Below are 12,718 nucleotides of genomic sequence, written 5' to 3'. Positions count from 1 at the left end.
GGTTCTTCCAGTCGCTACAGAACCCAAACCCGTCATTCCAGCGAAAGCTGGTACGCGGGGAGAGCACATGGATGTGCTCGGCTTTGAGGAGCGAGGAATCCAGCGACTTTGGGTTGAAAGGCACTGGATGATTCGCTTCGCTCACCCCTTCGGGGCCGTCCATTCGGACGTTCTGCGCGCTTCGCGCTACGTCCAGCTTTCGCTGGAATGACGAACAAGAGTTTCCAGCGGTTGAAAATCCTTAAGTTCGGAGCATTGGGGTTAGGGTGGGGTGCGAACGAAGCGAGCGACGGGGCCGCATGTCATCATGAGGCGCATGTCGTCGCATGTTACGCAGGCGGCATTTGGGCTGTCGTGGACTTCGATACATCCAAGTACGAAGGCAAGGCTGAGAAAATCAACATCATCGTGCCGCGCAAGTTGCTTTCGAAGATCGATGCCTACGAGTCCAATCATCCAGGCGAAACGCGATCTGGTTCATGACGCGCACGGCGCTCCAAGTCATACGTGGCAAGGCTGCATAACGCGAACCTACGCTACGGCAACGTGAAATAGAACGTCGCCCCTTTATCTTCCGCGGCATCCGCCCAGATTTTTCCGCCATGCCGGCTGACGATGCGATGCACGGTGGCGAGGCCGATGCCGGTGCCGGGGAATTGGTCTTCGCTGTGCAGGCGCTGGAAGGCGGTGAACAGTTTGTCGGCGTAGGTCATGTTGAAGCCGGCGCCGTTGTCGCGCACGTAATAGGCCAGTTCGCCGTGGGTTTTCATTGCGCCGAATTCGATCCTGGGTTGCGCGCGCTTGCTGCTGTATTTCCAGGCGTTGCCGATCAGGTTGTCGAGCGCCACGCGGAGCAGACCGGGGTCGCCGTGGGTGGCCAGTCCGGGCAAGACGTCGATGTGGATCTGCCGCGCGGGTTCCTGGCGTTGCAGCATGCCGACGGATTCTTGCGCGAGGCCGCTCAGGTCGACAGGGTCTCGGCGCAGTTCCGCACGCCCTACGTGCGCCAGCATCAGCAGATCGTCGATCATTTGCCGCATGGTGTCGGCGGCGTGGAGCACGCGCTCCAGATGTTCTCTGGCCTCCGCATCGAGCATCTCCCTCTTCTGCATGAGCAGGATGCTTGCGAAGCCGTCGATGGTGCGCAACGGTGCACGCAGGTCGTGCGCGGCGGAATGGCTGAAAGCCTCCAACTCCTGGTTGTTGCGCGCGAGTTCCGCATTCAAGGCATTGCGTGCGGCAGCCATGGTCAGGTGCGTGCGTACGCGCGCGATGAGTTCCGGTATGGCGAATGGCTTGGCCAGGTAATCATCGGCGCCGACGTCCAGCCCTTCCAGCACCGCTTCCTCGCCGGCACGCGCAGAGAGGAGGATCACGGGAATGGTGCTGGTCCGGCTCTCCGCACGCAGCGCGCGTAGCAGGGCAATGCCGTTCATGCGCGGCATCATGACGTCGCTGAGTATCAGGTCCGGCGGATTGCGCAATGCGCTTTCCAACGCCGCCTGCCCATCGACCACCGCTTCCACCTCCCAATGTGGGCGCAGCAGCCGGAGCAGATATTCGCGCATGTCGTTGCTGTCATCGGCAAGCAGGATGCGGCCGGTTGCGAGAGGCGCGTGACCTGTTGTGCTGGAGTGGGAAACGGAAGGCGTGTCGCTGGCATCGTGGCGATCCCATTGCGCCGCCTCCAACGCCAAGGCCGGCGCCCTGGACGGCTGCGCAGGTGCCGCTTGCTCATGAGTGATTTGCGTGGTTGGCAAATGGTCGGTACCCGCGGGAAGGGTAACGAAGAACGTCGTGCCTTCCTGTTCGACGCTGGACACACGTACGCTCCCACCATGCAACTTGACCAGGTCTTGCACCAGCGCCAAGCCGATGCCGGTTCCTTCGAAGCTACGCCCTTGGGATTGCTCGACCCGATGAAAGCGATTGAAGATCTGTGGCAATTCATGCGCTGGGATGCCCACGCCGGTATCGCGTACCTGCAATTCGACATGCCGGTCCTGCCAATGCAAGGAGACCTCGATCTCGCCGTGCAAGGTGAACTTGAAGGCATTCGAGATCAGGTTGAGTACTACTTTTTCCCAATGTGCCGGATCCACGTAGATCGGCTCCGGCAGTGGCGGGCAGTCGATGATGAGCCGCATGCCGGCTTGTTCGATCAGCGAATGGAATGCGCTGGCCAGTTCGCTCGTCAGCCTGGAAAGATCGGTAGGCACGAAAGACAGCGGAAGGCGGCCCGCATCGATGCGAGTGACGTCGAGCAGGCTGTTCACCAGGCGCAGCAGGCGAATGCCGTTTCGATGGACGACTTTCAAATCATCGCCGTTCAAGGATGCATGGCTGGCGATCGCGTTTTCGACCGCGCCGAGGATGAGCGTCAGCGGTGTGCGAAATTCGTGGCTGACGTTGCTGAAAAAGGCGGTCTTGGCGCGGTCGATCTCGGCCAGCGCTTCGGCGCGCAATGTTTCTTCTTGAACTGCGCGCGCCTTGACCATGGCGCTTGCCAGCTGGTCGGCGGTAGCGAGAAAGAAGGCGTGATAGCGCTCGTCCAACCGTCGATGCGGACTGATGCCTGCCACTAGAAAGCCCGAAGGGGCAGCCTGGCCGGTGTGGTGCAGCGGCAGCACGATCGCCTTGTCCGCACGCGCATTCCAGCGTCCGATGGGCATTGGACCGAAGCGAGCGGATAGATCCTCGACGATCGCTTCCTGTCCGGATTGCATGACGGCTGCAAAGGGCCAGCCATGCGCATCGGCCTGATCACCGATGGGTACTTGAGCGCGCATGGTTTGCGCATCGGCGTCCTTCCAGCCACGCGCGGCGATCAGCGTCGCGCCTTGCGCCTGTTCGTCCACGCCGTACACCAGCACAAACGGTAGATCCAGCGCGTTGGCAGCCAATACATCGACGGCGATGTCGCAGGCTTCGTGCTCGGATTTCGCTTCGGCAACGTGCCTGGCCAGATCGTGCAGCATGCGGATCTGGCGTTCGCTTTGCACCTTGACGGTGGTTTCCTGCACCGTGTTCAACACGCCGGCAATGCTGCCGTCGTCACCGGGAATCGCGCTGTACGAGGACGTGAAATACGTTTCCTCGGCCATGTCGCCGCTGTCGATGAAGAGTTGCCAATCTTCCATCCAAGTGGCGGGATGGCCTTCCTGGATGCTGCGCACCAAGGGCCCTGCCTCATCCCATACCTCAGCCCACGATTGCGCGCCGGGTTGCGCCAGCGACGCGGGATGCTTCAGGCGCAGGATGGGGCGGTACGCATCGTTGTACAGCTGCAGCAATTCGGGTCCCCACCAGATCATCATGGGAAACCGGCTGCCCAGCACCACGCCAAGCATGGTCTTCAAGCTGCTGGGCCACGTTTCGACTGGGCCGAGTTTGGTCTGGGACCAATTGGTGGCGCGCATCAGTGCGCGCATCTCGCCCTCACCGGCGAACAGCTTGGACCAGGCACCGGCGGATACTTCAGGGCTCATCGCATGTCCCATGATGCGTAAAGGAATAGGCCAAAGGCCGCGCTGGTTTTCAGGCAGCCGCAGCCATGCCCGTCAATCGGTGCGCTTCAGCCACTCGTCTTCGATCTGCTTGATCATGGCGCAGGTATCCTTGAATCCGGCAGGTTTGCAAACATAGCCATTGGCGCCGTGCCGCATGGCTTCCGCCTTCGCCTCCTGCGCGTCCGATCCGCTGTAGATAAGCACCGTTACCTGCCTGGTCCGCTCGTTGGCGCGCAACTGCGTCAATACTTCCAGCCCATCCAGCCGGGGCAGATGCATGTCGAGCAGGATGAGCTGCGGCAGTGGCGTGGCAGCGGCTTGCTCGTTGTCGAACAACATATCCAGCGCGGCCTGGCCGTCATAGACGACCTGCATGGTCACCTGCGACTTGTTGAGCTGCAGCGCGTACTTGAACAGATCAGCTGTCGTAGGGCTGTCGTCGATCAGCAGAATATCCGGCGCATCTGTGCTCATGCTGCACCCCCTGGCCGAGTCCATGCATTACCGCTGGATAGCGGCGTTCAAACTAGCCGTGAAACGCGCCGCAGCGGCAGTCATCCTCGCGCGGTGCGTGGGCAAGATCAAGCGGCTTCAAGCATGCGCCAAGGCAAAATCGATCGCCGCGCAAACCGCTGCCACCTGTGCGGCAATGCACTGTTCTGGCGTGGCGCGCGGACTGTCCGGGTAAACCTCGGTCGTGGTGGTGTAGCGCGCCGAGGTAATGCCCGCGCAAAGGCCCAGCTTGCGCAGCGGGTATTGGATGATGCCGGGCGCCACCACGGGCGATCCGATGATTTCACCTTTGCGGTCGGCGGGCGCGATGTGGGTGATTTTTGCGACCGCTTCGATCACGGCTTGCTGGAACTCGGGTTGCGGATTCTCACTGTCATCCACCAGGTAGAAACCATCGGGCACTTCACCTGGCTCGTACGCGACGCCGTCGCGGGCAGCGAGTGCCGGGCGGAACTCCGATTCGTCAGTGTCGGTGGTTTCGTGCAGATCGATATGCATCAGCACGCGATCGCGAACATCCGCCACCAGGCGCAGCAAGGCGGCTGATTCTTCAGCCGGACTGTTTTCGCGGAAGGAGCGGTTGGGATCGATGGCATGCGGATTCCAGCGATGAATGCGCTCATACGCCCAGGGGCTGATGCACGGTGCAATGACGAGATTGACGCGGCCTTCGTAGGCGGAGGCATGTTCCTGCGCGAAGCGCAGCGCGCCATGCACGCCGCTGGTTTCGTAGCCGTGCACGCCGCCCGTTACCAGCATGCAAGGCAAATCGTTGCGCCATGGACGGGCTTTGATCGCCATCAACGGGAACGTCTCCGGCAGGTAATCCAGGCGCCCGTATTCCAAGACGTCGTAACGCGAACGCAGCGTATCGATCACGCTCAATACGTCGTGCTGGTAGCTGCGGTGGCGCGTTTGCTTGGCCAGCCACGTGGCGATCTCGGCGGAGCCCCACGGCGTGCCGGATGTGCCGATGGGATAAAAGGCGGGAATCGTCATGGCTGGCTCCAGGGTAGCGAGGGCTGTGGCGGAAGCGGCGTAATGTAGCGCACCGAGGAGGTTGTCGGTTTGATGCTCCGTCGTTCGTCACCCTTTAAGGACTCGCCGCGCTGCGCCGGCGTCGAATCCTGCGGATGTCACCCCACAAACGAATCGGGAGCAAACTTATGAAACGCTTTTTGGCTGTCTATATGGGTACCGAAGCGGCGATGGGCGACTGGAACGCCTTGAGCGACACGGAACGTCAACAACGCGAGAAAGCAGGCATCGCGGCCTGGAAGCAATGGGTGGAAACCAATCAGCAGGCAATTATTGAAGTCGGTGCGCCGCTCGGCAAGACGCTAAGCGCGTCCAAGCGCGGCATCGGGAAGATCAAGAATCAATTGACCGGCTTTACCGTCGTGCAGGCGGAATCGCATGAACAGGCGGCTAAACTGTTTGAAGGTCATCCCCATTTCACGCTGTTCCCGGGCGACTCGATCGAGATCATGGAGTGCCTGCCCATACCGGGCTAGCGTTGCGACAAGCGTAGGCCGGGATGACATCCCAGCATCCTCGTTATGTCAGATGCTGGGATTATCATCCCAGCCTACCTGGGTGTCGGATGGCGGGCAGATATGAGTCAGGTGTACGGCGTAACGATGGGTGAGGGCATTTCTGCGCAGGCGAAGCTTATGCCGGCGCAGGCTTTCGATCTGTTTCCCACACGTATCTGGCAGGTGCCGCTCAAACCCTTGGCGCCGCATTTTGCCCCATGGGCGGAAGCGATTCTCGCCATGCGCGCCGCAGCGCCGGTGCCGGCCGGGCGCACCAACCGCGGCGGCTGGAACAGTGTCGATAACGCCGTACTGGAACAGCCCGTTTTCGCCGAGCTGCGCCAGGCCGTGCGGCATTACTGTGCGCAGGCATTCAACGAGATGGGTGTGGGCTCGCCGGCGTTCGAATTGCAGTCGTGGGTGAATATCCACGACCGCGGCGGTTTCAATTTCCAGCATATGCATGAAGGAGCCTTGCTGAGCGGCACGTTCTATTTGCAGGTGCCGGAAGGATCGGGTTCGCTGGTGTTCAAGGATCCGCGCGCGGGTGTGTTGAATTCCTACGCCAGGGGCAATGGCGCGAATGCGTACAAGGATATTCAGCTGCGGCCTTCGGCGGGATTGCTGGTGTTGTTTCCGCATTGGCTGGAGCATTTTGTGGAACCGCATGAGAGTGACGCGGTGCGGATTTGCATTCCGTTCAATGCGTTGCGGGCCTGAGGTTTTTCATCAGCGGCGAACGTGTGTTGCGATGCAGGCCGGGCGATACCTTGGGTAGTTCACAAAACCGTCACCATCGGCCCCTAGCCTCTGCAATCTTGTGCGTTTTGCCGTAGCCTGCTTCGACTAGCGCGGTCGGCTAGCGCGGTCGAAGGAGGGTTCGATGCGTGAAAAGCATGCAGCGTGGTCGGCGTTGTTCGCTGAAAAGCGCACGACGCTGAGCAACTATTTCCTCCGGCGCGTGGCGCATTGGTGGGATGCGCAGGATCTGGTGCAGGAGGTGTACCTGCGCCTGTTGCGCATCGAGCCCGCAGATGCCGCGAATATCCGCAGCCCCGAAGCGTATCTGTTTACCGTCGCCGCCAACCTGGTGAAGGAGCACGCCTTGCTGCGCGCGCAGCAGCCGTTGGGCAGCGACGAACTGGATCAGGTGGTGGAGCAGCTGGTGGCGCCCACCAATCTCGAAGCGGACATGGACAGCGAGTCGCGCCAGCAGCAGTTGAGCGCCTTGATCGACCGTCTTTCGCCCAAGTGCAAGGCGGTGCTGGTCATGCATTACCGCGACGGGTTGTCGTATCGCGAAATCGCCGAGCGCATGTCGATCTCGACGAACATGGTGAAGAAGTACATCGTAAAGGGCCTGGCAGCGTGCCGGCAGAGGATGGCCGAGTATGAATGAATCGACGCATTTCGACGCGGCACGACAAGCGCGCCGCATTACGGAACAGGCGGTAGCCTGGTACATCGAGCAGCAGGAACCGCTGAGCGAGCGCCAGCGCGTGGCGTTCCTGGAATGGTTGCGCGCATCGCCCAAGCACATCGCCGAATATTTCGCGGTAGTGCGCCTGCATGGCGATATCAAGGCGGCGGCGGCGCTGCAAAAGCTGACGTCCGAGCAATTGGTGGAACAGGCGCGGCGCGACAACCCGATCGTGATGTTTCCGCACATGGAAAAGGTGATGCGCGAAGAACGCCCATCGCCACCGGCGCGCCACCGCCTGGCCAAATATGCGTTGGCCACCGTCGCCAGTGCGGGCAGCATCGCCATGGCATGGCTGGGTGTCGTGCATTGGCGCGCGATCCAGATACACCAACCGCCCCAAGCCGTTTTCGCAAAGCAGTACAGCGCCACACAGGCCACGCAGTCGCTGACGCTTGCCGACGGCACGCTGGTCCAGCTCGATCGCAACAGCAGCATCGACGTGCACTACGACAGCCATGTCCGCCGTATCGACGTGCAAAGCGGCCATGTGTTGTTCGACGTGGGCAAGGATCCGACGCGGCCGATGTTCGTCGACGTGGGCGGGCATGTGCTGCAGGACATCGGCACGATCTTCGATGTGAAACGCGATACCAACGGCGATACTTTCACCGTCATCAGCGGCCGCGTGCGCGTGCTCAATGCGGAACCGTCTTCTACGCAAGACAACAAGCCGCCGTTGCCTGGCCTGGCGGTCGCGGACCTGACGGCCGGCATGCAAATCGCGTTCGACGTTTCCGGTACCGGCACGGTGCGTCCGATAGCGGTTGCCGAGGCCTCGGCGTGGCTGCCTACCGATATCAGTTTCCACCACGAGACCATCGCCAACGTGGCGCGCCGCTTCAACGCCTACACCAGCACGCCGCTGGAAATCGATGACCAGACCATCGCCGGCAAACGCATCAGCGGCGTGTTCCATGCAGACAATCCGCAAGCGTTCATGGCGTACCTGGCCACCCTGCCGGATGTGCGCATCATTCACGATGCCGACCGCATCCGCGTGGTGGCCGTGCATTGAGGATGCTCTGATCTATTCCGCGCAGCGTTAACGGCCCTGTCTGCGCGCATCTCCTCGGTGCGTTGTCTCGACAGCCAGCCAGTCTGCCTTCGCCAACGCCCCTGTGATATGCACGCAGACAGGGCCGGTCCCTCTTGCGCCGAATAAATCAGAGCATCCTTAAACTGACACGAAAGCCGAGCGGCTGTAAGAAAAAATTCATTCGATCGGAGGTACCCGGTTTTGCGTGGCGGGACTCTTCAATGGTATAGGCCGGCGATAAACGCGAGATGCGTAGCGCCTGCCGTTGCCATCCTCCCAGGGTCAGTCCGCATGCGAAACCGTTTAGCGCTTCATATCGCCCTCGTGCTCGGCACAGGCGTTCCCCTGGCTGCGTTCGCGCAAGCCACTACTTCCCACACCACCGCCATTGCGCCGATGCCGTTGGCCAAGGCGCTGCAGAATTTTTCGCACGAAGCGGGACTGCAGATCGTATATGGCTCGGAAATCGGCGACAGCGTTCGCAGCGCCGGTGCGCAGGCGGGGCTCACGCCGGAGCAGCAATTGCGCCAATTGCTGGCCGGCACCGGACTGACCTATCGCTTCGTAACGCCCAACACGGTGACGATCATCCAGGGAAACGTGGCAACCAATGCGGGCAATCCGGCCTCCGCTGCGGTAGCGACGGCCGGTAGTGCAGGCTCCGATCCCATCAACAGCAGCCCCGTTGCTGCGCAAAGCGACAAAACCGCCAAAGACCTGGAACGCGTGGTCGTCACCGCGCGCTCCGGCGTGGACGTGCGTACGCGTGCGCAAACCAGCTATTCCATCACCACCATCGACGAAGATCGCTTGCGCATGCAGGCGCCGACCAGCGTGGCCGAAGCGGTGAAATCCGTGCCGGGTTTCTGGGTGGAAGCCTCCGGCGGCGAAGCGAGCGGCAACATCCGTGCACGCGGCATTCCGGTCGATGGCTTCGGCTCCGTGAATTTGCTTGAAGACGGCATTCCCGTGCAGCACGATCCGGCACTCGGCTATCTCAATGCCGACCAGGCGTTTCGGCTGGACGAAACGATCGAGCGCGTCGAAGTGGTGCGTGGCGGTCCGTCGTCGATCTTCTATTCGAACGCGCCGGCCGGTGCGATCAACTTCATTCCACGCCAGGTCGAGGACATGGCTGAGGGATTGATCAAGTACACCGCTGGCAACTACGGCCTGGGCCGCCTGGATTTCTGGTTCGGCACACCGCTCGACGACGGCTGGAAATTCAGCACCGGTGGCTTTTTTCGTGTGGATCACAACATCCGCGATCCCGGTTTCAACGGCGACAACGGCGGGCAATTGCGCGCCACGCTGTCCAAGCAATTCCAGAACGGCGATGTCAGCCTGGACGTGAAGCGCCTGGATGATCGCGTCTATTTCGATCTGGGCATTCCGCTCTATCGCAATCCGAGCGGCGACCTGGTCGCGGTGCCCGGCTTCAACGGCAATTACGGCACCGTGGCTGGCCCCGAAACCGAGCACATGCAGCTGCAGCAGGGCAACGGCAGCTACTACAACTTCGACAATTCGCTTGGCACCGACGTGCAGCGCACCCAGCTTACGTTGAAGTTCGACTACAACCTGTGGGACGACTGGAAGCTGTCCGAAAACGTGCGCTACAGCGACACGAATACGCAGCGCAATGGCGTGTACCCGAACTCGATCGAGACGGCTGCCGCGTTCTACGCGTCGGCGCAATCGCATTTGAAGCAGTACTACCCCAACGCCGCCGGCATGCAGTTGCAATATGCGGATTCGGGCGCGGCCTTTGGCCCCAATCAGAACGGCAATGGGTTGGTGATGCTCGGCGGCTTGCGCGGCATCACCATGCCCATGGACGAACTGACCAGCGACACGCGCCTGCTGCGCAAGTTCGAATTCGGCGACCAGACGCATGACGTGACGCTGGGCTACTACCACGCGCATTTCAACCAGAGCTTCGACCGTTATTCGTCCACCGTGCTGCTGGATACGCAGGACAACGCCAAGCTGTTGAACCTGGTCGCGGTGAATGCGGCCGGCCAGACGATCGGCTCGCTCACCGACAACGGCATCTACAACAACGGCTACGAATGGGCGCATGCGCACGGCACGTCCGACACCGATGCGTTCTATGCCTCGGACGAGTGGCAGGTCAACGACAAGTTGCGCATCGATGCCGGTGCGCGCTGGGAACGCGTCGATACGCGCGGCTGGACCGAATTGCCGGCCACGGTGAACCTGGGTACGCCATGGAGTGCGGCCATCCTCACCGGTAGCGGGAAGTACGCCAACTACGATCACAGCTTCAACAAGCTGGGCTGGACGATCGGTGCGAACTATCAATTCAGCGATCAGCAGGGCGTGTTCGCGCGCTATACCTCCACCTTCCGTCTGCCCAACCTGAGTTCCTACATCACCACGCCGACAGCCACGCCGATCACGCAAACGATGGTGCTGCCGGAAATCGGCTACAAGTTCGCCAATCGCTATATCGAAACCTACGAAACGTTCTTCTACACCCGCTACAACAACGTCAGCTTCAGCAATTACGTGTTCAATCCCACCTCCGGCGCTTCCACTGCGGAAACGGGTTACGCGGATACCGAAACCTACGGCCTGGAATTGGAAGGCACGATCTATCCCTGCAAGTGGTTCGACATGCAGTACAGCGCCACCTTCCAGGACCCGCGCTACAAAGGCCTGCGCTACACCACCCTCCAGGCCGGCCAGCCGGTGCTGCTCGATTACGACGACAACCAGCTGATTCGCGTGCCGCGCAAGAGCGTGCGCCTGGTGCCGGGTGTGAACTTGCTCGACAACAAGCTGCGTCTGCAGCTGACCTACGAGTATGAAGGCAAGCGCTATTCCGACACCGCCAACTCGGTGGAGCTGCCGCAGTACTACACGCTCGGTTTCAGCGCGCGCTACCAGATGACCCCGAACCTCACGTTTTTCGTGTATGCGGACAATCTCAACAATTCGCTTGGTTTGACCGAAGGCAATCCGCGTTCGGGCGAGTTGAAGAGCAGCGATGCTGGCGCGACGGTGTTCATTGCGCGGCCGTTGCTGGGGCGGTCGTTCCGGGCCTCGGTGATGTATCGGTTTTGATTGTTGGCACCTCGCGTGATGTTTGATCCCGTCATTCCGGCGAACGCCGGAATCCAGTTGAATACGACGTGCGAAGCACACAAAGCCTTTTTATGTAGTGTGCTGCGCACGCCATGTTTCACTGGATTCCGGCGTTCGCCGGAATGACGGATGAGGCATCACGCTGGCGCCACTCCTGCGAAGCAGAGCTAAAACATGAAAGCGTTTCCACCAAACTCTCTTCCACTTCTGGCCCTGATGATCCTGCTCATGTGTCTCGCCTGCACCGCTTTTGCAGACGGCGATGCGCCCGACCTGGTGCTGAAAGGCCAGATCCACCCCAGCGAAAACCACACCTACCATCCGGTTCCCTTCACCGTCCCCGCCAACGTCAATCGCATCACCGTCGAGTTCGACTACAGCGGACGCGATCAACGCACCACCATCGATCTGGGCATGCTTGGTCCGGATGGTTTTCGCGGACAGGGTGGCTTCCGTGGCTGGAGCGGTGGCAGCAAGAAGCTCTTCACCATCAGCAGCACCGATGCGACGCCATCGTTTCTGCCAGGTGCGATTCGTCCCGGCCGTTGGACCTTGCTGCTGGGCGTGCCCAACATTCGTCCCAACGTGACGGCCGAGTACACGGCGAAGGTGTGGTTCGGCCATCCCGGCGATCCGGCATGGCTGCCGGCCGTGTTGAATCCGCCGCTGCGGCATGAAGCCGGCTGGTATCGCGGCGATCTGCACATGCATGGCGCGCATAGCGACGGCAGTTGCACCAGCCAGAGCGGCCGTCAGCGTGTGCCGTGTCCGTTGTTTCTCACCATCGATGCGGCGCTCAAACGCGGGCTCGACTTCATTGCGCTGAGCGACCACAACACGGTTTCGCAAACGAACGACATTCGCGAGCTGCAGCCTTACTACGATCAGCTGTTGCTGATGCCGGCACGCGAGATCACCACGTTTACCGGCCACGCCAATCTGTTCGGTTCCGACCAGCCGTTGGATTTTCGCGTCGGCAGTGCGACGGTGCCGGATTGGAACAGCCTGCTGCGCGCGGCGGCGCAACTGCACGGGCTGGTTTCCATCAATCACCCGATCCGCCCCGATGACGAAAGCTGCATGGGTTGCGGCTGGGCGCCGGCGAAATCGGTCGACATGCATCTGGTGCAGGCGATCGAAGCGGTGAACGGCGTGGATGCACTGCTGCCCGATTCCGGTATTCCGTTCTGGCAGCATCTGCTCGACCAGGGCTATCGGCTGACCGGCGTCGGCGGCAGCGACAATCACGACGCCAGGCAGGTGGCGGGCACGCTGATCGGCACGCCTACCACGGTGGTGCATGCGAGCGAGCTTTCCATGCCGGCCATTCTTGCCGGCCTCCGGGCCGGCCATGTCTTTATCGACGTGCAGGGTACCCGCGACCGCATGCTCAACCTCACCGCCAGCGCGGGCACGCAAGTGGCGGAAATGGGCGATGCGATCCGCACAGCGGCCGGTCAGAACCTGCGCTTTACCGTCACCGCCAGCGCACCGGAGGGCGCCCGCGCAGAGGTCATCGTCGACGGCAAGG

Annotated in this window: 10 protein-coding genes and 1 pseudogene; 8 read left to right on the top strand and 3 right to left on the bottom strand. The window is 61.3% G+C overall.

Going from position 1 to position 12,718, the window contains the following annotated elements; genetic code table 11:
* Nucleotides 1-67: 67 nt before the first annotated feature.
* Complete coding sequence (locus tag VJR68_RS15630; RefSeq protein ID WP_324149184.1) at nucleotides 68-211, top strand: hypothetical protein; 144 nt, start codon at nucleotides 68-70, stop codon at nucleotides 209-211.
* Nucleotides 208-483 (top strand): type II toxin-antitoxin system HicB family antitoxin, encoded by a 276-nt coding sequence (locus VJR68_RS15625; protein ID WP_324149183.1) that lies wholly within the window; start codon nucleotides 208-210, stop codon nucleotides 481-483. The genes VJR68_RS15630 and VJR68_RS15625 overlap by 4 nt, the downstream gene beginning before the upstream one ends.
* Before the next feature lie 53 nt (nucleotides 484-536).
* On the opposite strand, the gene VJR68_RS15620 is transcribed toward VJR68_RS15625, so the two are convergent.
* From VJR68_RS15620 to VJR68_RS15610, 3 genes are all read right to left on the bottom strand, one after another.
* Nucleotides 537-3,488, bottom strand: coding sequence for an ATP-binding protein (locus VJR68_RS15620; protein WP_324149181.1), 2,952 nt, complete (start codon nucleotides 3,486-3,488; stop codon nucleotides 537-539).
* Nucleotides 3,489-3,560: 72 nt separating this feature from the next.
* Nucleotides 3,561-3,983, bottom strand: a complete 423-nt coding sequence (locus tag VJR68_RS15615) for a response regulator (RefSeq protein WP_324149180.1) — start codon at nucleotides 3,981-3,983, stop codon at nucleotides 3,561-3,563.
* A 117-nt stretch (nucleotides 3,984-4,100) separates the two neighbouring features.
* Nucleotides 4,101-5,021 (bottom strand): M14 family metallocarboxypeptidase, encoded by a 921-nt coding sequence (locus tag VJR68_RS15610; RefSeq protein WP_324149178.1) that lies wholly within the window; start codon nucleotides 5,019-5,021, stop codon nucleotides 4,101-4,103.
* A 167-nt stretch (nucleotides 5,022-5,188) separates the two neighbouring features.
* On the opposite strand from VJR68_RS15610, the gene VJR68_RS15605 reads away from it, so the two are divergent.
* The 6 genes and pseudogenes from VJR68_RS15605 to VJR68_RS15580 all read left to right on the top strand — a co-directional run.
* Nucleotides 5,189-5,536 (top strand): hypothetical protein, encoded by a 348-nt coding sequence (locus VJR68_RS15605; RefSeq protein WP_324149176.1) that lies wholly within the window; start codon nucleotides 5,189-5,191, stop codon nucleotides 5,534-5,536.
* 102 nt (nucleotides 5,537-5,638) lie between these two features.
* Entirely contained in the window at nucleotides 5,639-6,277 is a 639-nt protein-coding gene (locus tag VJR68_RS15600) for a TIGR02466 family protein (protein ID WP_324149174.1), read from the top strand.
* A 154-nt stretch (nucleotides 6,278-6,431) separates the two neighbouring features.
* Nucleotides 6,432-6,956, top strand: a pseudogene (locus VJR68_RS15595) (RNA polymerase sigma factor); the annotation flags it as partial.
* Nucleotides 6,949-8,055 carry a FecR family protein gene (locus VJR68_RS15590; RefSeq protein ID WP_324149172.1) on the top strand — a complete coding sequence of 369 codons (1,107 nt, stop codon included), beginning with the start codon at nucleotides 6,949-6,951 and terminating at the stop codon, nucleotides 8,053-8,055. The pseudogene VJR68_RS15595 and the gene VJR68_RS15590, both read left to right, overlap by 8 nt.
* A 312-nt stretch (nucleotides 8,056-8,367) precedes the next feature.
* Nucleotides 8,368-11,166 (top strand): TonB-dependent receptor, encoded by a 2,799-nt coding sequence (locus tag VJR68_RS15585; RefSeq protein WP_324149170.1) that lies wholly within the window; start codon nucleotides 8,368-8,370, stop codon nucleotides 11,164-11,166.
* Nucleotides 11,167-11,415: 249 nt separating this feature from the next.
* Nucleotides 11,416-12,718 (top strand): CehA/McbA family metallohydrolase (locus tag VJR68_RS15580; RefSeq protein ID WP_324149169.1); only part of this gene is annotated, 1,303 nt, incomplete at its 3' end.

Source organism: Dyella sp. (assembly GCF_035277725.1).
In the GTDB taxonomy this organism is placed as follows: Bacteria; Pseudomonadota; Gammaproteobacteria; order Xanthomonadales; family Rhodanobacteraceae; genus Dyella_B.
Note: the sequence above shows the minus strand (reverse complement) of the source record. Positions and strands in the feature narration are given on the sequence as shown.